Origin of the sequence: Microbispora sp. H11081 (assembly GCF_012999535.1) — a bacterium.
Taxonomy (GTDB): Bacteria; Actinomycetota; Actinomycetes; order Streptosporangiales; family Streptosporangiaceae; genus Microbispora.
Genome location: NZ_JABBWV010000003.1, coordinates 553,720 through 576,963, shown reverse-complemented (window position 1 = coordinate 576,963; position 23,244 = coordinate 553,720). Strand labels below are relative to the sequence as shown.

Below are 23,244 nucleotides of genomic sequence, written 5' to 3'. Positions count from 1 at the left end.
TCCTCCTCGGCGGCGGTGAGTGGAGAGCCGCTCATCCGGCCCTGGCCGGAAGCTCGTGGGCCCGCGCGTTGGAGATCATCGCGGCGTCCATCATCCATTCGCGGGCCCGTTGCGGGCTGGCCGCGATCTCCGACATCCGGCGCTGGAACCTGCGCCGCTCCTCCTCGTCCTGTTCCGCCATCGCCTTGGTGGTGCGGTGGGTGATCTCCTGGACCGCCTCGATCGCGGCCTTGCGCCGGCGGAGGGCCCAGGCGTCCAGCACGTCCGTGCCGGCCTCGCCGGCGACCACCGCGGCGAGCTGGACGGACAGGTCGAAGGCGTCGTGGATGCCGCCGTTCAGGCCCATGCCGCCCATGGGGCTGTTGATGTGCGCGGCGTCGCCGAGCAGCAGCACCCTGTCTCGGCGGAAGGTGTCGACCACCCGCTGGTGCACCGAGTAGATCTTCCGCTCCAGCAGCGGCAGAGGGGGATGGTCGGCGAAGATCCCGCGCAGCCGGTCGGCCACGAACCGGTCGGAGAGCGCCTCCTCGCCGGTGATGTGCGGCGGCACCGCCAGCACGAGCCGCCACACGTCGGGCACCCGCAGGATCAGCAGGTGCTCCTCGGGGTCGGCGATGTAGTTGACGTCGCAGATCCCCGGCAGGAGCGTCTCCAGCGGATAGGCGATGCTCAGCACGAGATAGCGGTGGTCGTAGGTGAGCCCTTCGAACGAGCTGCCCAGCGCCTTGCGAATGGTGCTGCGCGCGCCGTCCGCGCCGAGCACCCACCGCGCCTCGATCCGCTCGCCGGTGGCGGTGGTGAGCTGGGCCAGGTCCGCGCTCTGGCTCACGCCCACGACCTTGGCGCCCAGCCGTACGTCGACCTCGGCGTGCCGTTCGTGCAGGGCGTCCTTGATGATCTGAGCGTATTTGTACTGTTCGAGCTGCAGCCTGAAGGGGTAGTCGGTCTCGTCGGAGAGCACGCCGAAGTCGAACTCGGCGATCAGCCCGTCGCGGCGATCGCGCACCTGGTACTTCCTCGCGACGATCCCCTGTTCGAGCATCTCGGCGGCGACGCCCAGGTCGCGGGCGATCTCGATGGTGGGCGGGTGGAAGGTCGAGGCCCGCCACTCGGTGCTGAGCAGGTCGGACTCTTCGAGGACGGCGACGGACACGCCGCGCCTGGCGAGGGCGAGTGCCGCGGTGAGCCCGACCGGTCCCGCGCCGACCACGGCCACGTCGAGCACGCTCATCACCGGCTCCAGTCGGCGACGAGGTCGCACATGGTCTCGACCAGGTCGGGACGGCCCTGGAAGTAGTGGTCGGCGCCCTTGATCTCGACCATCTCGCGCCTGTCGTGGGCGATGGCCCGGTACATGTTGTGGGCGTGGCTGGGGAAGGCCGCGCAGTCCGCGGAGCCGTAGACGACCATGACGGGCGCCTCCACGTGGGCGAGGGCCTTGTAGGCGTTCGCCCGGCTGTGGTCGTAGCTCCACTGGCTCAGCCAGGAGCGCAGGCTGGTGAGGTGGCCCAGCGACGCCGGCTGGAAGTTGGCCACCCAGGGGCTGCCCCACAGGGTGCGGGTCTCGCGGTCGGACGGGTCGATGGACGGGTCGAGGAAGCGCGGGTCCGCGGCCGTGCCGTGCACGACGAAGGGCAGGTCGTCCGGCGCCTCCTTCTCCCCCGACGGCGACTCGCGGGTGTGGTCGCGCAACTCCTGGATCCGCTGGAGGGCCCAATCGCTGATCTTGCGGTTGCGGGCGATCTGCGCCGCCCGGTAGCGCCGGACGAACTCCTCGGAGTAGGCCGGTCCGTTGGCCGGGTCGAACATGTCGACCGACGGGTCACGGTCGAAGGGCCGGTGCTCGTCGACGATCGCCGGGTCGAGGCCCTCGGTGTAGACGACCGCGCGGCCGGGATGCGCCATGGCCATCACCAGCTTGTCGGCGGGCAGGAGTCCGGCGCCGGCCAGGTCGACGGGGTCGCCGGCCGGGGTGTGGGTGATCGTCGGGTTCTCCGCCTGCTCCTGGTAGAGCGCGGCGAGCCCGCCGCCGCCTGAGTTGCCGACCAGGACGACCCGCTGGTAGCCGAGCTCACGGAGGTGCCGGATCGCCGCGCCGATGTCCAGGACGCAGTTCTCCATGATGAGCGCGGAGTCGTTGCCGACGTAGCGGGTGGCGAGGCCGACGGCGGCGACCCCGCGGGCGGCGAGGCTCTCCAGCGCGTAGTGGCCCATGAAGTTGGACGCCGGATGCACGATCAGCACCGCGGTGTCCGGCGGCGGCTGCCGGTCGTCCTTCCACAGCACGGCCCAGATCTTCCCGCTCAGCCGGGCGACACCGGAGTTGATGTCCAGGCGCCCACCCGGCGGCATCGGTATGGGAAGTAGTTCGCGGGACAGCACGGGCGGCTCCTGTCGGGGTCGGGGGATGGGGAGGGACGGCGCGTCAACGGCGCGCGGTCCACTTCCGCAGCGTCTCGGCGGCGGCCTTGGCGTCGGATTCGTCGAGCTCGCGGGTCTGCAGCGTCAGCTCGATCCGTACGCCGTTCGGGTCGAAGATGTAGAGGGACTCCCAGACGCCGTCGTGGTCGACGATGCCCACCGTCTCCACGCCCTTGGCCGCGAAGTGCGCCTTCCACGCGTGGAGCTCCTCCATCGAGTCGACGTTGAGCGCGATGTGCCGCACCCACGAGGGCACCGAGTCAGGCTCGGGGCGGGGCAGGCCGTCGACCTCGAAGAAGGCGATGGCGCTCCCGTCACCCAGCCCGAAGAAGGTGTGCAGGTAGGGCGTGCGGGCGCCACTCGAAGGCACCTGGTCCAGCTGGATCGCGGCGAGCATCTCGCACTTGAGGACCTCGGTGTAGAAGTCGTGCGTCGCCTGGGAGTCCCACGTCGGATAGGCGATGTGGTTGAGCGAACGGGGTACGCGGAGATCGGCTTCAGCCATCGTCTCATCCTCAGGTGTGTCAATTATCGGACAATCAGTCCGAAATTTGAATTGATTGTCGGGCGGCGGATGTGAACTTGTCAACCGGCCTCAGAGGAGCACCACGCTGCGCGGCGCCTCTCCCGCCAGCAGCCGGTCGTAGCCGTCCTGGGCCCCGGCCAGGTCGAACGTCGCCGAGACGTACTCGTCGAGCGGGAGCCGGCCCTCCAGATAGAGCCCGGCCAGCAGCGGCAGGTCGCGGGCCGCGACGCAGTCCCCCCAGATGGAGACCCGGATCGAGCCGCCGGTCAGGAAGAGCCGTCTCAGCGGCAGCGGCGCCGTGTCGCCCTGTTTGGGCGCGCCGACGATCACCAGCCGTGAGCCGGGCGCCCGCAGGTCGTCGGCCGTCGTGAAGGTCGCCGGGCCGCCGACCGCGTCGAGGACGACGTCCGCGCCCACGCCGTCGGTCAGTTCCCGTACGCTCGCGACCGGCTCCTCCAGGGACGCGTCGATCACGTGGGTCGCGCCGAAGCGGCGGGCGACCTCGAGCTTGCGGGGATTGGTGTCGATCGCGATGATCCGCCGTGCCCGCGCGTACGCGGCCCCGGCGACGGCCGCGACTCCCACCCCACCGCAGCCGATCACCACCACGTCGTCGGACGGGCCGACCGCCCCGGTGTTGACGGCGGCGCCGAATCCGCTGGGCACGCCGCAGCCGAGCAGCGCGGCCACGCGCGGGGGCACCCGCGGGTCGATCGTTATCGCCTGCCCGGCGGGCACGACGACCCGTTCCGCCAGGCCGCCGACGCCGAGCACGGGGGTGGCCGCGGCGCCGTCGCCGAGCCCGACCTTCGGCCGTCTCGGCAATCGGGACGCGCACGCCTCCGGCCGCCCCGCACGGCAGTGTCTGCACGCCCCGCAGGCGACCATCGGCGCGACGACGACGCTGTCGCCCACCGCGACCCCCGACGCCCCCGGCCCCAGGGCCTCGACGACACCGGTCACCTCGTGGCCGACCAGATAGGGGAAGTCGGTCCCCGACGTGCCGTGCATGAAGTGCACGTCACTGTGGCACAGACCGCAGGCGGTCACCCTGATCAGCACCTCGTCGCCGACCGGGCCGCGAAGGGGGATATCCTCGACGGTCAGCGGTCCGTGGGCCTCACGCACGACGGCGCCGCGATAGGACAGGGCCATGGGCTGCTCCTTGGAGTAGGCGGAGTGTGTGGGTCAGTACCAGGGGGGCGCGTCGGCCGCGGCGGTGTCCACGATCACGGTCTTGAGCTCGGTGTACGCCTCGTGTCCGACCCGGCCGAGCTCCCTGCCGACTCCTGACAGGCCGACGCCGCCGATGGGCGCGTCCAGGGCAAGCGCCCCGTAGGAGTTGATCCAGAAGTAGCCGGACCGCACGGCTCTGGCGGTGCCCAGCGCCCGGTCGAGGTCGCGGGTCCAGCACCCGCCCACCAGTCCGTACGGCGAGTCGTTGGCGAGCGCGACCGCCTCGTCCATGCCGTCGAACCGCTGCACGGTGAGCACCGGGCCGAAGACCTCGTCGTAGACGATGCCGGGCGCCGGTGTCAGCCCGGCGGGGATCTCCAGCACGGTCGGCGCGACGAAGGCGCCGCCGGGGTGGACGCCGGGCGGCCGATCCCCTCCGGCGAGGATCCTCGCTCCCTGGTCCACGGCCGTGCCGATCATCGTCAGCACCCGGTCGGCCTCGCGCGCCGAGATCAGCGCGCCGAGCTGCGTGTCCGGCGCGAACGGGTCGCCGACCCTGATCGACCGCGCCACCTCGACCACCCTCGCGACGAACTCGTCCGCGACCGGTTCCTCCACCAGCAGCCGGGAGCCCGAGAAGCAGCGCTGACCGGCGTTGCGGAAGACGCCGCCGACGGTGGCGTGCAGGGCGGCGTCCAGGTTCGCGTCGGCGTAGACGATGTTGGCGGACTTGCCGCCCAGCTCGAGCAGCACCCGCTTCATCCCGTCCGCCGCCGCCGTCATCACCTGCCGGCCGACGGGGGTGCTGCCGGTGAACGACACCATGCTCACGCCCGGATGCCCGACCAGCCGGCGGCCGACCTCCCCGGCGCCCTGGAGCACCTGCAGCAGGCCGTCCGGCAGCCCGGCGGCGGTGAGGATCCCGGCGAACACGGGCGCCGCCAGCGGGCTGAGCTCCGGCGCCTTGATCACGATCGCGTTGCCCGCCGCCAGGGCTGGGCCCGCCTTCTGCGCCGCGAACATGAACGTGGTGTTGAACGGGATGACCGCCGCCACCACCCCCACCGGCTCCCTGAAGGTCATCCGAAGGGTGGATCCGTCCGCGGGCAGGGTGACGCCTTCGAGCGTGGCCGCCCAGCCCGCCGCGGCGCGCAGGTGGGCGGCGGCCACGAAGACGTCGCCCCGCGCCTCCGCCAGTGTCTTGCCGTTGTCCAGCGCGATGAGGTGGACGAGCCGCCGGGCCTGGGCCTCGATCAGGTCGGCCGCCGTACGCAGGACGCGGGCGCGTTCGTGGGGTGACGTGCGCGCCCAGGCCGGCTGGGCCGCGAGGGCGCCGGCGACGGCCTCGTCGACGAGTTCGTCCGTGGCCGACTCGACCTCGGCGAGCGGGGAGCCGTCGGCGGGATGGCAGGTGGTGAAAACCGGCCCGCCGCCGCCGCGCAACGCCCCGGCGACGAAACTGTGCGCCGCCGGGAGGTCCGCGACGGCGATGGGCTCGGACAGGTCAGTGGTCATCGGGGAGTCTCCTCGGGGGCGGGTCTGTGCCGTGGCCTCGTGCGCGGCGGCCGGTCCCCCGCGGAGGACCTCCTGCCGTGATCGGCGCCCTTTACCTCGCCTGCGGGCCAACGCTACCATCAAAGCTCATATATAGGACTCTAAGTCCGATAAGTGAAACTGCTAGGCTTCGGGAGCCCTCGTGGAGTACACACATCTCGGTCGCAGTGGGCTGACAATCAGCCGGCTCGTCCTCGGCACCGACAACTTCGGCACCCAGACGACCGAGGAGGACTCGTTCACGATCATGGATGGCGCCCACGAGCTGGGGATCAACATGATCGACACGTCGGACGTCTACGGCTGGCGGTTCGGCGAGGGACTGACCGAGCAGATCATCGGCCGCTGGTTCGCCACCGGCGGGGGACGCCGTGAGCGGACCGTGCTGGCCACCAAGCTCTACGGCCGGATGTCCGACTGGCCGAACGACGCCGGCCTGTCCGCCCGGCACATCCGGCGGGCCTGCGAGGCGTCGCTCCGGCGGCTCGGAACGGACTACATCGACATCTACCAGATGCACCACATCGACCGGTCGACTCCGTGGGAGGAGATCTGGGAGGCGATGGACGTGCTCAGGACCCAGGGCAAGATCGTGTACGTCGGGTCCTCCAACCACCCCGGCTGGCACATCGCGAGCGGGCAGGAGGCCGCCGCCCGGCGCGGCCACATGGGTCTGGTCAGCGAGCAGACGATCTACAACCTGCTCGAACGCACCGCCGAGCTCGAAGTCCTGCCCGCCTGCGCGCACTACGGCGTCGGCATGATGCCGTGGTCGCCGCTCGACGCCGGGCTGCTCGGCGGGGTCCTGCGCAAGGAGCGGGAGAAGACCATGGGCACGCCGCTGCCGGGGGCCAGCGTGGCCACGCTCCGGGGCAAGCGCCTGGCCAAGCTCGAACGGCACCGCGACGCCGTACAGGCCTTCGAGGACCTGTGCGACGAGCTCGGCGAGAACCCCGCCGACGTCGCGATGGCCTGGCTGCTCGGGCGGCCGGGGGTGACCGCGCCGATCATCGGGCCGCGCACGCCGGCGCAGCTCACCGCCGCCGTCCGGGCTCTGGAGGTGTCGCTGGACGACAAGACGCTGGAGCGGCTGGACGCGATCTTCCCGGGCCCGGGACCGGCGCCGGAGGCCTACTCCTGGTAGACCCCCGGCGGTCCAGGGAAGGTGGGCTCCGGCTCACCTCCCCGCGACCGCGCCCCGGGGGGAGGGACCGGAGCCCCGCTCAGCGGAACGTCTGCCGCAGGCCCAGCAGACGGCGCGCGCCCAGTTTGTCGAGATACTCCATGTGGTCGTTCACGGAGTACACGTACTTCTCCAGGTATTCCTTGGTCCGGTCCTGGGCGGCGAGATCCCGGTACTCCACCAACTGGTCCCTGTCGTAGCCGTAGTGCCCAGGCGAGGACAGCGGATGGGCGCCGTACGGCGCGTGCGCGACGCTCTCCACGATCGCGCCGGGGATGGACACCAGGCGCGGGTCGGGAGCCGGGGCGTACTCGTCCAGGATCTCGTCGGAGCTGATGATGACGTGGTCGCTGGCCTTCGCCATCACGTCCTCGAACCGCCGCTGCCCGAAGATCTGCGCGTTGCCCTTCCGGTCGGTGACCTGCGCGTGGAACAGCCCGTAGTCGGCCCGCAGGGCGGGGATCGTCGTCACCGTCCGCCCGGTGTACGGATCGATCGTGGTCCGGATGCCGTCGTTGACCTTGGGCAGGTCGGTCCCCTCGTAGAGCGCGGGGAGCGGCAGGAACGGCAGGCTGCTGGCGCCGGCCCGGAACCCGTAGACGATCCACGCCTCGTCCGCCTCGACGATCTCGATCGTCCCGTTCTCCGCGGCCCTGCGGTAGTTGGGCGCCATGCCGAGGAACTCCAGCCCGACGTAGGACACGTGCAGCCGCCGGACGCATCCGGCGGCGATGAGCATGTCCACCGGCGCGCCGGCGCTCGGCGTCGGGATGAGCTCCAGGTCCTTGACCCCGCGCCTGATGAGCGCGTTGACCAGCGCCAGCGGGCCGTTGTGCGAGTGCACGCCGCCCAGCGCGATCGTGGCTCCGTCGGGGATGCCGGCGACCGCCTCTTCCGGAGTCGTCACCTTGTTCGCGCTCATCGCCTGAACTCCTTCGCCGCACCGGCGTCCCCGCCGGTGGTCGTCTCGCCGAGCAGCCGCGGCGTCCCCGCCACGCGCTTGAGCTCGGCTCTTCTGATCTTGCCGCCCTCGTCGACCGGCAGGCCGGTCACGAACTCCACCTCGCGTGGCCGCTTGTAGCCGGCCAGCCGTTCCGCGCAGTAGTCGAGCACCTGCTGTTCCGTCAGGGCCGCGCCGGGCGCCCGCTCCACCAGCGCCTTGACCGACTCGCCGAACCGCTCGTGCGGCACGCCGATCACCGCGGCGCGCGCGACGCCCGGGCAGGCCTGCAGGACGGCCTCGACCTCGCCGGCGTACACGTTCTGCGCTCCCGACCTGATGACCCCCTGGGCGCGGTCGGCGAGATAGATGTAGCCGCGCTCGTCCCGCCAGGCCATGTCACCGAGCCTGAGCCAGCCGTCCTTGAGCACGGCGCGGGTCACCTCGGGCTGGCTCCAGTAGCCGGAGAACACGCTGGAGGCGCGGATCCGCATCTCACCCGTCTCGCGGACGGCCACCTCGCGGTCCTCCGCGTCGAGGATCTTGACCTCCGCGAACGCGGCCGGCCTGCCGACGGGGACGATGGAGTCGGTGGGGGTGGCCAGGAAGTTGCGATGGTCGTCGGGGGTCAGCAACGCCACGAAACCACCCGCCTCCGTCGCGCCGAAGGCATGGTAGAACTCCAGGTCCAGCGCCTCGGCCAGGGACCGGATCAGGGTCCACGACACCGACGCGCCGCCGTAGCCCACCAGTTTGAGCGCGCCCGCGCGGGCGAGGTCGAGCTCGGGCAGCGCTCGCACCAGGTCGACCAGCATGGTCGGCACCAGGAACGCGTGCTCGACCCCGAACCTGCCGACGTCGTCGACGAACGCGGCCGGGTCGAACCGCCTGCGCAGCAGCAGCGGGACGCCGAGATAGGCGGTGGTCGTCACGAACGACGCGCCCACTCCCAGCGTCAGCGGCACCGAGATCCAGGTGGGCCCGCCGCGCGGGACGTCGACCTCGCACAGGTAGTTGGCGGTGCTGGCGAGCTGCTGGTCGTGCGTGGCCATGCAGCCCTTGGACGCGCCGGTGGTGCCGCTGGTGTAGCGCAGCGAGCGCAGCTCGCTCCCGACACCCGTCTCAGGGACGTCCGCCGGGCTGCCCGAGGCGACCAGCTCCTCGAACGAGCCGGGCTCGCCTCCGCCGGACTTGTCGTCCAGGCCGATGGTGTAGATGCCGCGGATGCCCGGCACCCCCATGGCCGCCTCGACCGCCGCGGCGGTGTCGCAGATGATCACGGACGCGCCCGAGTGGGTGAGGATCCGGGCGATCTCCGGCGCGGTGAGCCGGGTGTTGACGCCGACGGTGACGAGGTTGGCCTTCCACGCGCCGTAGAAGGCGGTCACGATGTGGTGGCAGTTGGACAGGACCAGCGCGATCCTCTCCTGCGCGCGATAACCGAGGCCGATCAGCGCGTTGGCCAGGCGGTTGGACTCGGCGTCAAGCTCGGCCCAGGACAGCTGGGTCTGGTCACAGATGACCGCGGGCAGCGGGCCTCGACGGACCGCGTTCTGCCGCAGCAGGTTCTCGATTCGCATGGGTGGTGGTCCGGCTCCGTTCGTCGGGTCGTCAGCGGGCGAGCGCCGGCTCGACCAGGTCGGCGATGAGGTCAGGGCGATCGATGTGCACGTTGTGCCCCGCGCCTGGGAGCACGGTGACGGGGTGCCCGAGCACCTCGGCCATGGCGGCCGGGTCGATGCCGGGGTCCTGGTCGCCGCAGGCGAGCCGGACCGGGCAGGTCACCCGGCGCATGCGGCCGGCGAGCTCGGGGCCGGTGGCGGGACCGGCCCTGGTGATGCCGGGGTCGCCGGACAGCCGGTAACCGTCCGCGTAGCGCGCGACCCCGCTGCGGAGATCCTCCTCGGTGAACTCCGGCCCCCGGATGCCCGAGACCCGGCGGAACCGCTCGATCGCCTGCTCCTCCTGGGGGAAGACCCGGGGCGGCCGGGTGGCCGCCTCTGCCCGCCGAGCCAGCTCGTCGGCCGTCCAGGCGACCTTCATAGCGATCACCGTAAGAGAACGGACCTCGACGCCATGGGTCCCGTCGGCGAGGGTCATCCCCACCAGCCCGCCGAGCGAGTGCCCGACCACGGTCAGCGGCGCTCCATCGCCCAGGAGGCCGGTGACCGCGGCGGCGACCGCGCCGGCGTAGCCCTCCGGCGAGTAGTCGTCACCGTGGGCGGAGCGGCCGTGCCCCGGCAGGTCGGCGACCAGCCACCGGCACCGGGCACCGCGGTCGCGCAGCCGGGTGAGCACCGGCCGCCACACCGCGCCGGACGCGCCCGAGCCGTGCAGGAACAGCACCGCGGGGCCGTCGCCGCCGGATTCGAGGTGGACGCCGGACGCGCCTGGGCGCCCGGCCATCACTCCTCGCCCCCTGACGCGTCCTTGAGGAAGCCCAGCACGGCGTCCACGAACTCACCGGCGCGCTCGATCTGCGGATAGTGGCCGCTGCCGTCGATCGTCACCGTACGGGAGCCGGGGATCTGCGCCGCCAGCTCCTGCCACGTACGCGGCGGCACCAGCTGGTCGTACCGGCCCCGGATGAGGCAGGTGGGCACGCGGATCCCCCGGTAGTCGCGGGCGGGCGGGCGGACGTGCGGCCGCCCCTCCCCCGCGCGCGCCGGCGCCCGCAGGGATCCCGCCGTCGCGGTCTCCCAGGCCCCGGGCACCATGCAGGACTCGTAACGGCGGAGCAGGTACTCCTCGCTGATCTTCCAGCGCGGGTCGTGGAAGAGGACGTCCATCGACGGGCGCAGTCCGTCGACGGTGCCGTCGAAGTCCTCGAGCACGGCGCGGCCGACCGCCGCGGGGGCCGCGAGGCCGATGCCCGCCACGACCATGGCGCGGATGGGCCACTCGGGGTCGCGCCGGTTGGCCACGTCGAGCAGCATCCGGCCGCTGAGCGAGGTGCCGACGAAGTCCGCGGACTCGATCCGCAGGGTGCGCAGCACCGCGGCGATCTGACGCCGCATCAGCCTGCGCTGGCCGCCGAAGTCGCGGACCTTGTCGCTGCGGCCGAACCCGACGAAGTCGATCGCCAGCACGCGGCGCCGCTGTGCCAGCTCGGAGATGCAGTTCTCCCAGGTGAGCTCGGCCGAGGCGCCGTACTCGCCGCCGTGCAGGAGAACCAGCGGGGGGCCGTCACCGGCCTCCAGGTAGTGGGTGGTCAAGCCGTCGGCGAGGACGTACCGATCGGCCCATCGGGGGTGGGAGCCCATGGCGACCGTCTCAGGCCGTGGCCGGGTAGCGGCGCAGGACGCCGTCACGATCGACCTGGGTCCGCAGCAGGTGCAGCTCCTCCGCTGGAGGCGCCTCGACGATCTGCACGTCGTCGGCGACCAGCAGCTCGAATCCGGTCGCCGCCTGGATCTTCTCGACGGTGGTCCACGGATGGACCTTGATCAGGCGCATCCGCTTGGTCACCGGCTCGAAGTCGAACACGCCCAGGGGGGTGAACACCCGCCGTGGCCCGTCGGACTCCGGGCGGAAGACCTTGCTCCTGGCGTCGCCGCCGTCGAGCCAGCCGGCGCCGCTGATGAAGTCGACCTTGTCGACGAAGATCTTCGGCGAGTGGTGCTCGGTGTAGATGTAGCTGGTCTTGAAGCCGCCGAGGAAGATGAGGCCGACCGTGCCCGGCCCGCGCACCTTCGGCTTGTTCCAGTCGCCGATCATGGCCATGTTCAGGTTGCCGTGCTTGTCGATCTGCATCCCGCCGAGGAAGGCGAAGTCGAAACGCATGGCCGTCTCGAAGTCGACGACGTCGTCGAGACTGAAGTGGTATTCGCTGGTCACCAGGTTGCGGTAGTCGGCCGACGACTCGGTCAGCCGCTGGATCTTCGGGTTCATGGCGCCGCTGCCGCCGCAGAAGAAGGACAGATTGGGCGCGTGGGTGAGCTGCGCCAGGCGCAGCGCCGCCGCGGGGATGTGCGACGCGGCGCCCACGGACCCGAAGTCGCCGTCGGCCATCTCGTGGGAGATGGAGATCGCCATCATCTCCGCCCAGGTATAGCTCGTCTCCGGCACGTGGCCCCCAATCGGGTTCGAAATGTCGAGCCGCCGCAGGTCATCGCACTGGTACGGCTCGGGAGAAACACTACTTGCCAGAACATCGTTGTCGCAATTATCGTACATTAAGTCCGTAATTCGTTACGATGCTCTGGTGGCGGTGTCTTTGTCAAGGGTCGTCGCACGCATCCGGGCGTCCCCTCAGGAGGTACCGACACGATGACCCGCCCCGCTATCGAGCGCATCCTCCACGGCCTCGTGGACCTGCACTGCCACTCCGGGCCCAACCCGCTGCCGCGCAGGTTCGACCACGCGCAGGCCGCCCAGGACGGCGCCCGCCTGGGCATGCGGGCCTTCCTGGCCAAGTCGCACCACCACAACACCGTGATGGACATCCTCGCGATGGGCGATCGGCTCTCCGGGCTGAAGACCGAGGTGTACGGCGGGATCGCGCTGAACAACCAGGTCGGCGGCATCAACCCGTACGCGGTCGAGCTGTGCCTGCGCATGGGAGGACGATGCGTGTGGTTCCCCACCATCTCCTCAAGCGCGCACGTCGACCATCACAACTCGGGCGGCGGCTTCCCCAAGCCGACGATCCCGCTGAGCATGGCCCAGGTCGACGTCCGCGGCCCGGACGGCGCGCTGCTCCCCGAGGTCGGCCGGGTCATCGAGATCATCGCCGAGACCGGAGCCCTGCTCTCCGCCGGGCACATGGCCCCCGACGACATCCGGGACGTGTTCCAGGCGGCCAAGGAGGCGGGAGTCAGGCGGCTGGTGGTCAGCCACCCCAACTTCGTCATCGGCGCCGACCCCGCCGGCTGCCGGGAACTCGTCGAACTCGGCGCCTACATCGAGCACGAGACCAGCATGTACGACCCCGAGGTGGCCAACGTGCGCTGGTCGCCCGAGGTGCTGATGGACTGGATCGAGCAGGTCGGGCCCGAGCACACCGTCCTCGCCTCCGACCTCGGCCAGGTCGGCCGCCCGATGCCGGTCGACTCCTTCATCCGGGTCGGATCCGCCCTGCTGGATCTCGGCCTGCCGGAGAAGGACCTGCGCCAGATCGTCCGCGTCAACCCGTCGTACCTGCTCGGTCTGGACGACTGACAGAACCCCCCGAAGGACGGATCGCATGTACAGCTCCACCGACCCCCGCGCCGCGCTCAACGCGACCACGCCCGCGAAGAACGCGGACGCCCCGATCGCCGCGCTGGCCACCTACGAGTTCCCCGCGCTGCCGCCCGACGAGGTGGGCGCGCTCGGCAGCGAGACCTGGTACGTCCGCGCCCAGAACTTCGTGCTCGCCTTCACCCGCCTGGTCTCCGGGGAGACGCTGACGCGCGACGCGTCCGCCCAGCGCGAGGAGTACGTCCTCGTCCTGCCCCACGACGGTCTCACGATCGACGTCAAGGCGGGAGGCGAGAGCCGGACGGTGACCGGGGCGGGCGTGGTCATCGTGCCGCCGGGCGACAGCGTCGTCACCGCGCACGGCGACGGCGACCTGGTCCGCCTGTTCGACGTCCGGACGGCCGACCTCCTCGCGCGCTGCGGCAACGCCCGGTCGTACGAGCAGCCGCACCCGCGCGTCGCCCCGCTGACGCCGTGGCCCGACCCGCCCGCCGGGCACCGCCTGCGCGTCTACCTCAACGCCGACCACCCGCTGCGGCCCGGCCGGTTCGGCCGGATCTTCCGGTCCAGCAGCTTCATGGTCAACTTCGGCGACGCCAAGGACGGCCCGCGCGATCCCGAACGGCTCTCCCCCCACCACCACGACGACTTCGAGCAGTGCTCGCTGACCGTCGTCGGCGACTACGTCCATCACGTGCGCACGCCCTGGACGTCGAAGATGTCGCAGTGGCGCGACGACGAGCACGCGGCCGTGGGCAGCCCGGCCGTCGCGATCATCCCGCCGCCGACCGTCCACACCAGCCAGGCCGTGGGCGAAGGACCGCACCTGCTCATCGACATCTTCAGCCCGCCGCGCGCGGACTTCTCCGCCAAGGCCGGATGGGTGCTCAACGCCGACGAGTACCCCGCCCCCGAACACGTCACGACCGGCTGACGGCCCGGGATGGGATTCTTCGAGACCGCCTCCGCGACGGCGCCGCGGCTGGGCACGTGGATCAAACTGGCGACCACGGAAAGCGTCGACATCATGGCCAGCGCCGGCTTCGACTTCGTGGTCATCGACCTGGAGCACGCCCCGCTCGATCTCACCATCACGGCGCGGATGATCGCCACCGCCCTGGCGTACGGCGTGGATCCCCTGGTCCGCGTGCCCGACCAGCAGGCCACCACGATCCAGCGGGTCCTCGACGCAGGCGCCAAGGGCGTCCTGGTGCCCCACGTGGACTCGGCGGCCGAGGCCGAACGCGCCGTGGCGGCCACCCGCTTTCCCCCGCTCGGCACCCGGGGAGCGGGCGGGACCAGCCGCGCCGGCAGGTGGGGGCTGCTGCCCAGGGCCGAATACATCAGGACCGGCAACGAGGAGATCGTCTGCATCCCGCAACTGGAGAGCCCGGCCGCCATCGACGCCGCCGCCGCAATCCTGGCGGTGCCGGGGGTGGACGCGGTGTTCCTGGGGGCCGGCGACCTGTCGCTCACGCTCGGGGTCGAGATGGGCGACCCCGTCGTCAGGCAGTCACTCGACCGGGCCAGGGCCGCGGCCGCCGCCGCGGGCAAACCCTGCGGCGCCGCCTGCGTGGACGGCCCGTCGGCCGTACGGGCGGCGGGGCTCGGCCACCAGTTCCTGATCATGGGCAACGACGCCACCATGCTCGCCCGCACGGCCCACTCCATGACGCGGGCGTTCCGCGAGCAACTCCCCGCACCACCGAAGGCGGAGGCCACACCATGATCACCGGCACCTGGCGGCTGGCCGACTACTTCATGGAGGGTGGGGCGGCCGAGGGGGCGCGGCCACTCGGGGACACCCCCCTCGGCCGGCTGCTCTACGGCGCCGACGGGCACATGGCGGTGCAGTACATGGACGGCGACCGCCCGCTCATGCGCTCGGCCAGCTGGCGCGCGAGCACCGACGAGGAGAAGCTCGCCGCCGTTCGGGCCTTCGGCGCGTACGCCGGACGCTACGAGTGGCTCGGCGACCGCGTCGTCCACCACGTCGAGGCCGGCGTCTACCCCAACTGGATCGGCGCCAGGCTGGTCCGCCTGGCCGTCCTGGACGGGGACCGGCTGACCCTGCGCGCCGACCGGTCCCCCGCCCAACCGCCCACCCCCGTACTCGTCTGGGAACGCATCCGATGAACCTCGCGAGCGTCATGCCGATCGACGCCCACGCCCACCTGGTCACCGACGACCCGGCCTACCCGTTCAACCCGCCCGGCGGCTCGGTGAGCGACGCCGTGCGCAACGACCCGATGACCGCCGAGCGGCTGCTCGGCGCGCTGGACGCCACCGGCCAGGCGGCGGCCGTCGCGGTGCAGCGAGCCCAGGTGTACGGCTACGACAACAGCTACGTCGTGGACTCGGCGGCGCGCCATCCCGGCAGGCTCGCCGCCATGTGCGTCGTCGACGCCCAGGCGCCGGACGCCGCGCGGACGGTGCGCCACTGGGCCGAGCGCGGCGCCGTGGCCGTACGGCTGACCTCGCCGGGCGGCAACCAGCACGGCGGCACGCCGGGCACCGGCTGGTTCGCCGGCGCCCCGGCGCGCGAGGTGTGGCGGGAGGCGGCCGGCCTCGGCCTGTCGATGTGCCTGCACCTCTACCGCTGGAACCGCGAAGAGAGCCTGGAGGCGCTGCCCGCGGTCGCGCGCGAGTTCCCCGGCACGCCGGTCGTCCTCGACCACGTCGCGAGCGTCGAGGTCGACCGCGGCCGCCCCTACCCCGGGGAGGACGCGCTGCTCGCGCTGGCCGACCTGCCCGAGATCCATGTCAAGGTGACGACGCTCAACTTCGCCCGGGTCATCGCGGCGGGCCGCGAGCCGTCCGCCGTCGTCGAATGGCTGGTGTCCAGGTTCGGCGCGGACCGGGTGCTGTGGGGATCCGACGTCACCCAGACGCCCGGCGCGTACGACGACATGGTGCGGATCGCCCGTGAGTCGGTCGCCGGCCTGTCCCCGCAGGACGCCGCCAGGGTGCTCGGCGGTACGGCCGCCGCGCTCTACCGGCTCCCGGCGGCCAGGCCGTGAGCGCGGCGGGGAGCGCGGCGGGGAGCGCGGCGGAGAGCGCGGCGGAGAGCGCGGCGGAGAGCGGGGCGAGCGATCCGCTCCGCGACGACGCCGTGCCGCTCGTCGACACCCACGTCCATCTGTTCACCAGCGCGCTGCCGCTCGCGGCGCGCGCGTGGACGCGGCCGGAGGGCGATCTCCCGGCCGGGACGTTCCTGGCGATGATGGACGAGCACGGGGTCGGATACGGCGTGGTCTCCGCGATGAGCCTGCTCGGCGACCTGAACGACTACACGATCGAGGCCCTGCGCGAGCACGAGCGGCTGCGCGGGACCGTCATCGTCGAGCCCAACGTCGACCGCTACGTGCTGGAGCGGATGAGGTCCGACGGCGTGGCCGGGGTCAGGTTCCAGTGGCGCCGCCGCCCGGACCTGCCGGATCTCCAGGACCCGGCGTACCGCCGGCTGCTGTTCCGGATCGCGGACCTCGGCTGGCACGTCGAGCTGAACATCGAGGGCGAGCGGCTGCCGCCGGTGCTCGACGGGCTGCTCTCCTCGGGGGTGCGGGTCGTCGTGGACCACTTCGGCGACCCCGGCAGGGACACGGGCTACGCGAGCGCCGGCGGCGCGGCGCTGCTGCGGGCGCTCGGCACCGGCCGGGTGTGGGTGAAGCTGTCGGCGGGATACCGCTTCGACGTGAGCGAGGACACGCTGGCCGGATACGCGGCGACCCTGCTGGAGGCCGCCGGTCCCGAGCACGTCTTCTGGGGCAGCGACGCGCCGTTCGTCGGCGCGCGCCGGCCTGTCGCCTACCGCGACGCCGTCGAGTCCTTCGCCCGGCTGGTGCCCGATCCCGCGCTGCGCCGGCGGATCTCGCTGGCTTCGCACGCGTTCTATTTCGGCTGACGGCCGTTCACGGCGAACCGCCCCGCCCCGGCTTGTGGCCGGGTGCGGGGCGGTCGCGGTTCTCACCGGCCTGACGGCGTATGGGTCTGCAGGTGTTCCGAGAACCCGGGGAAGTCGGCGGCGAGTTGCTCCGCCGTCCAGCCGCCGTCGCGGTGCGTGACGAACGCCTCCTTCGGATGCGCCCAGATCGCGAACCTGTCGCCACCGAACCCGATGTACTGCCCGGTGACCCCGGCCGACTCGTCCGAGGCGAGATAGACCACCAGCGGAGCCACGTCCTCGACCAGGCCGATTCCGCGCCTGCGCAGGTCGGCGGGGACCGGGGCGCCGGCCTCGACCGCGGCGACGACCTCGGTCAGCGACGGGATGGTCGCGGCCATCCTGGTCAGCGCCGTCGGCACGATCGCGTTCACGGTCACGCCGAGCTTCGCCGTCTCCACCGACCACACCCGGACCATGGCGATGATGGCCGCCTTGGACGCGGCGTACGCCGTCTGCCCGAACGAGCCGTACTGGCCCGCCGGGGAGCCGACCAGGATCAGCCGGCCGCCCCCGCCCTGCTCCCGGAACCGGCCCACCGCCGCGCGGGCGCAGGTGAAGGTGCCGCGCACGTGGCTGTCGACGACGAGGTCGAACTCCTCGTCGGTGACCTTGAGCAGCGTCCGGTCCCGCAGCGCGCCGGCGTTCGTGCACATCACGTCCAGGCGGCCGAACTCGGAGACGGCCCGTGCCACGAGGGCGTCCGCCGACTTGGCGGTGCCGACGGCGCACACCTCGGCGACCGCGCGGCCGCCGGCCTTCCTGATCCCGGCGGCGGTCTCCTCGGCGACGTCGGCGTCGATGTCGTTGACCACCACGGCGGCGCCCGCCGCGGCGAGCGCCTCGGCGTAGGCACGGCCGAGGCCCCGCCCTGATCCGGTGACGACGGCCACCTTGTCGTTGAGGCGCACGGCCTTCCTCTCTGTCATGTCGCTACTTGCTCATCTTCACGGTGGCGAAGTCGTAGTCGCCGACCACCGACGGCTCCAGCCCGGTGACGCCCTTGCGGAAGGCCGCCATGTAGGTGACGCCGCACACCGGGATCACCGGCGGCCCCGCCTCCAGCACCTTCGTGACGATCTCGTGCATCGGCTCGGCACGCGCCGTGCTCTCCTCGCTGGCCCGGGCCTCCGTCAGCAGGTCGCCGATCCCCGCCAGGGAGAAGCCGCCGGGGTTGTAGGCGCCGCCCTTGATGTAGAAGTCCTGGACGAACTGGCTCGGGTCGGGCCGCCCGGCCTGCAGCAGCGACACCGTCGCGGTGAACTGGCCGTTCCTGCGGGCGGTGACCATCTGCTGGAACTCCAGCACCTTGATGGAGACCCTGATCCCCACCTTCGCCAGCTGCGCCTGCAGCGCCTGGGCCAGCACCTGGTAGGAGGTGTTGGGGCCGACCTCGAACGTCAGGTCCACGCCGTCCTTCAGACCGGCCTCGGCCATCAGCTTCTTGGCCTTCTCCGGGTCGTAGTAGGAGGACACGTCGTTCAGCTGGGGCACGTTCGCCCAGAAACCCTTCTGGAACGGCTGCACCGACGGCGAGCAGGTGCCGGCGTACAGGTTCTTGCTGATCGACTCACGGTCGATGGCGTACAGCAGCGCCTTACGGAACTCCGGCTTGGCGAGCGCGGGCACGGAGGTGTTCAGCAGGATGGCGTTGAGCGTCGTGTTGGGGGCCTGGATGACGGTCATGCCCGCCGCCTCGGCCTCCTTGAGCTGGTTCGGCGTGATCGTGCTGCCGTCGGCCTGCCCCGACTTCACCGCGCGCAGGCGCGTCGGCTCGTCGTTGAAGACCGGCATCTCCACGCCGGCGATGGTCGTCGCCGCCGCGTTCCAGTGGCCCTCGAACTTCTTGAACGTGATCTTGCCCTGCTGCAGCGAGGTGAGCTCGAAGGGCCCGGTGCCGACCGGCTTCGTGGGCAGGTCAGGGGCGTCGAGCGCGCCGGGCGCGACCACGATGCCGGCCTCGCCCGCGAGCACGTTGACCATGTAGCCGGACGGATGGGCGAAGGTGAGCTTCACCTCGTCCGGGGCGACCACCTCGACCTTGTCGAGCACCGCCAGCGTCGTCACGAGGGCGCCGCTCTTCTTGTACGCCTCCAGCGACTTCTTGACCGCCTCCGCGTTGAGCTCCTCGCCGTTGTGGAACTTCACCCCCTGCCGCAGCTTGAGGGTCAGCACCTTGTTGTCGTCGGAGAACTGCCACTCGGTCGCCAGGCCCGGCTTGATCTCGCCCGAGGGCATCCGCCGGATCAGGCTCTCGTAGACCAGGCTGAGATAGACCGGGTCGAGCGGCGCGGACTTGCGGGGGTCGAAGGAGGTGGGCATGCCCGGGGAGGCCCACCTCAGGATGGCCCCGCTGTCGGTGGGGCCCGAGGTCTGCTCAGAAGCTGTCGTCCCGCTCCCGCACCCGGCGAGGGCGAGACCGGCGGTCAGCATTACACCGGCCGTTATATGAATTGATCTTCTCACGGCGTTTGCCTCCATGGTTCAGAAGCTGAATTGACTGGTTCGGCCGGCGACTCCCGGCGTGCACCGGCTCCCTCGCCTGTGCCGGGTCGCACCCGTGGTCTCCTGGCGCTCGGTGATGACCTGTCTTCAGCCGTGACGCTGAACGAGCCCCGCCAGGTCAGTGGTGTTTCGTCGTCTTCGTCGTCTTTGTCGTCATCGCGGGCTCGTGCGCCCGCGTTCGTGCGCGCGCGGCCACCGGCTCACGGCCGAGAACTCGCGGCCGGAAGCCAGGGGTCGTGCGTTCAGTGGTCGTGTGCCAGTGGTCGTGTGTCAGTGGTCGTGTGTCAGTGGTCGTGTGTCGGCGATCGTTCGCCGATGTCGTGGACTACCGGGCCCACAGCCGGCGGCTGGCGATCGCGGCGCCTTCCGCGAGAGCGGTGAGCTTCGCCCAGACGATCTCCTCGTGGCCCACGCGGGATCCGATCCCGCAGTCGGTCCCGGCCTGGAGGTTCTCCCTACCGACCACGCTGGCGAAGTTCGTCAGCCGCTCGGCCACGAGCTCGGGGTGCTCGACCAGGTCGGTGGCGTGGCTCACCACGCCGGGGATGAGGATCTTGCCTTCCGGCAGCTTCACGTCCTCCCACACCCGCCACTCGTGCGCGTGGCGGACGTTGCCCGACTCGATGGCGTACGCCTGGACGTCCACCTTGATCAGGAGGTCCGCGATGTGCTCAAGGCCGATGTCCTGAGTGTGCGGCCGGTGGCCGCTGCCCCAGCACGTGTGCATCCTGATCTGCTCGCCGGGCAGCCCGTCGATGGCGTGGTTGATCACCTCCACGGCGAACTCCAGATAGCGCCGGAGGTCCTCGACCGTCCAGGTGGGGTGGAACTGCCAGGTGGTGGCGAACTCGGGCTCGTCGATCTGCAGGGTCAGACCGGCGTCGGTGACCGCCCGATACTCCTCTCGCAGCGCCTCGGCGACCGCGAACATGTACTCTTCCTCGCTCGCGTAGTAGGCGTTCCTCGCGCCCGCGCCAAGGCTGAGCGGTCCCAGCGCCGCGATGAAGCCGTCGGCCTCCCTGTCCCGCAGCGCCGTCCGCAGCGCCGCGACGTCGGCCGCGATGGCGTCCTGGCCGATGTAGGTGATCGGGCCGGTGCACACCCGCTCCGTCGTGGGCATCCTGGGCACGGCTCCCGGGGTCGAGAAACCGGGCCGGACCGGCCCGCCCGATCCCGCGAGCCACAGGCCGGACGCGTACGTGCCGGGGAACTCGGCCTTGTCGCGGGCGGCGACGTACTCGCGCTTGGGCGGCACGCTCGGGTCGATGGGCAGGGTCTCCCAGCCGGTCACCCTGGCGTGGATGTAGCCGCTGTACCCGGCCATGTTGGCGGCCTTGACGTACTCACCGTCGTTGACGGTGTCGAGGCCGCACCGGATCTGCCGGTCGACGACCTCCTGCACGGCGCCCGGCAGGCGGGCCTCCACGGCGTCCCGAGCGGATTCGCCCTCGGCGATCAGCTCGTCCAGATCGTTCGGGCGCGGCAGGTTGCCGCCGTGGGTGGTGAGAATCCGGTCGCTTCCGCGCCTCATACGCGTCTCCTGGTCGAGGTCTCGTCTCCCGCGCCGGCGCGCAGGAACTTCTGGAGCTGGTGTCCGCCACATGACGGCGCGACCCAGCCGGGCCTGATGGCGAAGCTGTAGGTGACCTCCGCGACGTACAGGTCGCCGTGGGAGTCCAGCGCGATCCCGTGCGGGGCGATGAAGTTGCCCACCGCCTCGCGGTCGGTCGTGGAGTCGCCCCACCGCTCGATCACCGCGCCGTGCGGGTCGAGCACCGACAGCCGGGCGGGCTGGTCGGCGAGCGCCTCTCCGTGCACGAAGGAACGCTTGCCGCGGGGCCGCCACAGCTCGACGACGTACACCGTGCCGTCGGGGGCGATGGTGAGGTCGCAGGGCCGCCTGATGTCGGTCCACTCCTCGATGAACCGTCCGTCGGGAGTGAAGATCTGGATCCGGTCGTTCTCCCTGTCCGCGACGAACACCCGGCCGTCCGCGGCGATGTCCAGGGAGTGCGGGAGGTGGAACTGCCCGGGGCCGGTGCCGGGTTCGCCCCAGGAGCCGATCAGGTCGCCGGCGGCGGAGAACCTGTGCACGCGGCAGTTTCCGTACCCGTCGGTCACGTAGAGGTCGCCGTCCGGCGCGACGGCCAGATTGGTGCACCGGTTGAACGGCGGCCCGGCGTACCCGACCCCCTCGACGCTGTGCACGCGCACCGGGCGCCCGGACACGAACCCGGTGTCCGAGGGCACCCCGGGCGTGCCCAGCGTCATCAGCAGCTCGCCCTCGGGGGTGAACTTGCGCACGGTGTGGTCGCCCGCGTCCACGCAGTAGACGGCGCCGTCCGGGCCGACGGTCAGGCCGTGCGGCGTGGTGAACAGGCCCTTCCCCCAGGACCGTACGAACGTGCCGTCCCGCTCGTACACGATGACCTGGCCGTCGAAGCGGGTGAACAGGTAGACGCGGTCGTCGGCGTCGACGTCGACCGCCGTCACGTCGTCGTGACGCAGATCGCCGGGCAGCCGCTCCCAGTCTCCGACGGCCTCGAACCCGCCACGCCTGACCCTCGTCACGACGACGCCGATCGCGGCGCGGGCAGCCAGCCCCACGGGTGGGTTCCCCACACCGGCGGGACCAGCGCGCCGGCCCGCACGGTCTGGACGGGCCGCAGCCCGTAGCCGCCGTGGAAGACCTCCTGTTTCGTGTCGACGAACTCGAAGTCGCCCTCGACCAGGTCGATCACCGTCAGGTCGGCCTCCCTGCCGACCGCGATCGCGCCCAGCTCGTGCTCCACGCCGATCGCCCTGGCCGCGTTCGCGGTGGTCATCGAGATCACCTCGGGCAGGCTGTATCCCACGGCCATGAACTTGGCCATGCACTCCAGCAGGGAGTGGAAGGTCTGCCCGGCCGCGGTCAGGTCGCTGCTGATCGTGTCGGGGGCCAGGCCGAGCTCGCGTTGCCGCCGCGCGACCCGGTAGCCGAAGTTCCCTCTGCCCAGGGCCGAGTCGAGGACGACCCCGCGGTCCCTGGCGGCCAGCAGTCCCGGCATCAACCGGTCCGCCGCGTCCATCACGCCACCGTGGTTGGGTGTGCACAGGTGGGTGAGGATGTCCCCGGGGTCGAGCTGTTCGATCGCGAAGGCGGTGGCCGGCGCGAGCAGGTGCGGGTCGGGGCGGCGCCGCGCGGACAGGTCGCCGATGTGCACCATGAGGGGCAGCCCGTGCTCCCTGGCCACCTCCTTCGACGCGAGGACGATCTGCTTGCCGTGTTCCGCGATCAGCGGCCCGACCAGCCGCAGCTTGATGCCCTTGACCAGCCCGGGGTTGGCGGCGACGCATTTCGCGATCGCGACGGGGTCGATCTCGTCAAGGTCGTTGACGTCGACCAGGGTGGGCATGGTGTGGGCGTAGCTGCCGATGTTCAGGAAGGGGATGACCCGCGTCCTGGCTCTCGGCTGGATGTAGGCGGAGAACACCCCGATGTTCGCCACCCCGACCGATCCCGCGTCAACCAGAGTGGTGACGCCGGAGCCGACGCCGATGACGTCCGGGTCGCAGCCTTCCATGCCGACGCCCGGGGTGATCGCCCCGTGCGCCACGTGCGTGTGGATGTCGATCAGCCCGGGGACGACGTACCGTCCCGCGCCGCTCGCGTCGATCACCCGGCGGGCCGAGTCCGCCGCGATGTCGTTCCCGATCGCGGCGATCCGGCCGCCGGAGACGGCGACGTCCATGACGCCGTCCAGTCCCTGCCCCGGGTCGAGGACCCGCCCGCCCCTGATGACCAGGTCGTACGGGGTCGTCGAGTCGTCCATCAA

At 71.5% G+C, this 23,244-nt stretch carries 22 protein-coding genes; 7 read left to right on the top strand and 15 right to left on the bottom strand.

Annotated elements, in window-relative coordinates; genetic code table 11:
• Window positions 1-31: 31 nt before the first annotated feature.
• The 5 genes from HHX31_RS12215 to HHX31_RS12195 all read right to left on the bottom strand — a co-directional run bounded on the left by HHX31_RS12215 (window position 32) and on the right by HHX31_RS12195 (window position 5,638).
• On the bottom strand, window positions 32-1,231 hold the full coding sequence (locus HHX31_RS12215) for an NAD(P)/FAD-dependent oxidoreductase (protein WP_169948232.1): 1,200 nt from the start codon (window positions 1,229-1,231) through the stop codon (window positions 32-34).
• Window positions 1,231-2,382 (bottom strand): alpha/beta fold hydrolase, encoded by a 1,152-nt coding sequence (locus HHX31_RS12210; protein ID WP_169948231.1) that lies wholly within the window; start codon window positions 2,380-2,382, stop codon window positions 1,231-1,233. The genes HHX31_RS12215 and HHX31_RS12210 overlap by 1 nt, the downstream gene beginning before the upstream one ends.
• Window positions 2,383-2,425: 43 nt before the next feature.
• The gene (locus HHX31_RS12205; RefSeq protein ID WP_169948229.1) at window positions 2,426-2,926 is read right to left on the bottom strand and encodes a VOC family protein; all 501 of its coding nucleotides are present in this window, start codon (window positions 2,924-2,926) and stop codon (window positions 2,426-2,428) included.
• A gap of 90 nt (window positions 2,927-3,016) precedes the next feature.
• Window positions 3,017-4,102: a zinc-binding dehydrogenase gene (locus HHX31_RS12200; protein ID WP_169948227.1), complete on the bottom strand. Its 1,086-nt coding sequence runs from the start codon at window positions 4,100-4,102 to the stop codon at window positions 3,017-3,019.
• Window positions 4,103-4,135: 33 nt separating this feature from the next.
• Window positions 4,136-5,638, bottom strand: a complete 1,503-nt coding sequence (locus HHX31_RS12195) for an aldehyde dehydrogenase (RefSeq protein ID WP_169948225.1) — start codon at window positions 5,636-5,638, stop codon at window positions 4,136-4,138.
• 181 nt (window positions 5,639-5,819) lie between these two features.
• On the opposite strand from HHX31_RS12195, the gene HHX31_RS12190 reads away from it, so the two are divergent.
• Complete coding sequence (locus HHX31_RS12190; RefSeq protein WP_169948223.1) at window positions 5,820-6,821, top strand: aldo/keto reductase; 1,002 nt, start codon at window positions 5,820-5,822, stop codon at window positions 6,819-6,821.
• A 79-nt stretch (window positions 6,822-6,900) separates the two neighbouring features.
• Here HHX31_RS12190 and HHX31_RS12185 read toward each other — a convergent pair whose 3' ends face one another.
• The 5 genes from HHX31_RS12185 to HHX31_RS12165 are packed head-to-tail and all read right to left on the bottom strand — an operon-like array spanning window position 6,901 to window position 11,868.
• Complete coding sequence (locus HHX31_RS12185) at window positions 6,901-7,782, bottom strand: CoA transferase subunit A (protein ID WP_169948221.1); 882 nt, start codon at window positions 7,780-7,782, stop codon at window positions 6,901-6,903.
• Window positions 7,779-9,380 carry a class I adenylate-forming enzyme family protein gene (locus tag HHX31_RS12180; RefSeq protein ID WP_169948219.1) on the bottom strand — a complete coding sequence of 534 codons (1,602 nt, stop codon included), beginning with the start codon at window positions 9,378-9,380 and terminating at the stop codon, window positions 7,779-7,781. Before HHX31_RS12180 ends, HHX31_RS12185 begins: the two co-directional genes overlap by 4 nt.
• 31 nt (window positions 9,381-9,411) lie before the next feature.
• Window positions 9,412-10,206 (bottom strand): alpha/beta fold hydrolase, encoded by a 795-nt coding sequence (locus HHX31_RS12175; RefSeq protein ID WP_169948217.1) that lies wholly within the window; start codon window positions 10,204-10,206, stop codon window positions 9,412-9,414.
• Window positions 10,206-11,063: an alpha/beta fold hydrolase gene (locus HHX31_RS12170; protein ID WP_169948215.1), complete on the bottom strand. Its 858-nt coding sequence runs from the start codon at window positions 11,061-11,063 to the stop codon at window positions 10,206-10,208. Before HHX31_RS12170 ends, HHX31_RS12175 begins: the two co-directional genes overlap by 1 nt.
• 10 nt (window positions 11,064-11,073) lie before the next feature.
• Entirely contained in the window at window positions 11,074-11,868 is a 795-nt protein-coding gene (locus HHX31_RS12165) for a CoA-transferase (RefSeq protein WP_169948214.1), read from the bottom strand.
• Window positions 11,869-12,069: 201 nt separating this feature from the next.
• Here HHX31_RS12165 and HHX31_RS12160 point away from each other — a divergent pair, with 201 nt between their 5' ends.
• The 6 genes from HHX31_RS12160 to HHX31_RS12135 are packed head-to-tail and all read left to right on the top strand — an operon-like array spanning window position 12,070 to window position 16,885.
• A complete protein-coding gene (locus HHX31_RS12160; protein WP_169948212.1) occupies window positions 12,070-12,960 on the top strand; it encodes a DUF6282 family protein in 891 nt (296 codons plus the stop codon).
• 25 nt (window positions 12,961-12,985) lie between these two features.
• Window positions 12,986-13,915 carry a hypothetical protein gene (locus tag HHX31_RS12155; RefSeq protein WP_169948210.1) on the top strand — a complete coding sequence of 310 codons (930 nt, stop codon included), beginning with the start codon at window positions 12,986-12,988 and terminating at the stop codon, window positions 13,913-13,915.
• A 9-nt stretch (window positions 13,916-13,924) separates the two neighbouring features.
• Window positions 13,925-14,710, top strand: coding sequence for an HpcH/HpaI aldolase/citrate lyase family protein (locus tag HHX31_RS12150; protein WP_169948208.1), 786 nt, complete (start codon window positions 13,925-13,927; stop codon window positions 14,708-14,710).
• Window positions 14,707-15,117: a lipocalin-like domain-containing protein gene (locus tag HHX31_RS12145; protein ID WP_169948206.1), complete on the top strand. Its 411-nt coding sequence runs from the start codon at window positions 14,707-14,709 to the stop codon at window positions 15,115-15,117. Before HHX31_RS12150 ends, HHX31_RS12145 begins: the two co-directional genes overlap by 4 nt.
• Complete coding sequence (locus HHX31_RS12140; RefSeq protein WP_211589580.1) at window positions 15,114-16,001, top strand: amidohydrolase; 888 nt, start codon at window positions 15,114-15,116, stop codon at window positions 15,999-16,001. The genes HHX31_RS12145 and HHX31_RS12140 overlap by 4 nt, the downstream gene beginning before the upstream one ends.
• Window positions 15,998-16,885 carry an amidohydrolase gene (locus tag HHX31_RS12135; RefSeq protein ID WP_211589579.1) on the top strand — a complete coding sequence of 296 codons (888 nt, stop codon included), beginning with the start codon at window positions 15,998-16,000 and terminating at the stop codon, window positions 16,883-16,885. The genes HHX31_RS12140 and HHX31_RS12135 overlap by 4 nt, the downstream gene beginning before the upstream one ends.
• A 62-nt stretch (window positions 16,886-16,947) precedes the next feature.
• On the opposite strand, the gene HHX31_RS12130 is transcribed toward HHX31_RS12135, so the two are convergent.
• From HHX31_RS12130 to HHX31_RS12110, 5 genes are all read right to left on the bottom strand, one after another.
• Window positions 16,948-17,853 carry an SDR family NAD(P)-dependent oxidoreductase gene (locus HHX31_RS12130; RefSeq protein WP_169948201.1) on the bottom strand — a complete coding sequence of 302 codons (906 nt, stop codon included), beginning with the start codon at window positions 17,851-17,853 and terminating at the stop codon, window positions 16,948-16,950.
• 4 nt (window positions 17,854-17,857) lie between these two features.
• Entirely contained in the window at window positions 17,858-19,246 is a 1,389-nt protein-coding gene (locus HHX31_RS12125) for an ABC transporter substrate-binding protein (protein WP_169948199.1), read from the bottom strand.
• A gap of 508 nt (window positions 19,247-19,754) precedes the next feature.
• Complete coding sequence (locus HHX31_RS12120) at window positions 19,755-20,960, bottom strand: cobalamin-independent methionine synthase II family protein (protein WP_169948197.1); 1,206 nt, start codon at window positions 20,958-20,960, stop codon at window positions 19,755-19,757.
• Window positions 20,957-22,036: a peptidyl-alpha-hydroxyglycine alpha-amidating lyase family protein gene (locus HHX31_RS12115; RefSeq protein WP_169948195.1), complete on the bottom strand. Its 1,080-nt coding sequence runs from the start codon at window positions 22,034-22,036 to the stop codon at window positions 20,957-20,959. Before HHX31_RS12115 ends, HHX31_RS12120 begins: the two co-directional genes overlap by 4 nt.
• A complete protein-coding gene (locus tag HHX31_RS12110; RefSeq protein ID WP_169948193.1) occupies window positions 21,997-23,241 on the bottom strand; it encodes an amidohydrolase/deacetylase family metallohydrolase in 1,245 nt (414 codons plus the stop codon). The genes HHX31_RS12115 and HHX31_RS12110 overlap by 40 nt, the downstream gene beginning before the upstream one ends.
• Between the last annotated feature and the right edge of the window lie 3 nt (window positions 23,242-23,244).